Here is a 764-nt window from a genome sequence, read left to right as displayed (position 1 = left end):
GTACATATCATGCCCAAACCCCACCTCAAACTCAAAACCAGTCAAGGCATCATGACCTTCAAGCCGCAGGATTTATCTGCCCATCTCGCCGTTTCCCGCCCGTTTTTCAGCGGTTTTGACGGCTGGCTGCCTAATCCCGACCCCGTTTTGCGCAAAATGGGCAGGCAAATCTCCGTTTACCGCGAGCTGATGCGCGACCCCTTGGTCGGCTCGTTGGTACGCCGCCGAAAAGCCGCCGTCGCCCGCCTCGAATGGCGACTTGAGGGCGACGATACGCCTAAAAATGTCCGGGATTTTATTGATAGCTGGCTGGCTGAAACCGATGTTTACCGCCTGATTAAAGACGTTTTAAACGCCGTTTTTTACGGCTATCAACCCATCGAGCTGATTTGGCGTACCGATTCTGCATGGCTGCCTGACAAAATCATCGCCAAGCCGCAAGAGTGGTTCGCCTTCAACGACGACGGCGAGTTGCGTTACATCCAAAACGGGCTGACCGATACCGTTCCGCCGCCTTATAAGTTTCTTTGCCCAACACACGAGGCAGATTATCTCAACCCCTACGGTTTGGGCGATTTGGGCTTGGTTTTTTGGCTGGTCACCTTCAAACGCGGCGGCCTTAAATTCTGGATGCAATTCACCGAAAAGTACGGTGCGCCTTGGCTGATTGGTAAAGAGCCGCGTTCCAATACCCCGCAGGATACCGACAAATTGCTAGACGCGCTCGAAGCTCTAATCGGCAACAGCGTCGGCACCATTCCCAA

General features: G+C 53.8%; 1 protein-coding gene. It reads left to right on the top strand.

Features of this window, described 5'->3' with window-relative positions; all coding sequences use genetic code 11:
- On the top strand, positions 1-764 hold a 764-nt coding region (locus ACTHUR_RS13565; protein ID WP_440399050.1), incomplete at both ends, for a phage portal protein family protein.

This window comes from Neisseria sp. P0021.S007 (assembly GCF_051956855.1).
The sequence above is the reverse complement of the archived record's forward strand: the minus strand, read 5'-3'. Positions and strand labels throughout refer to the sequence as shown.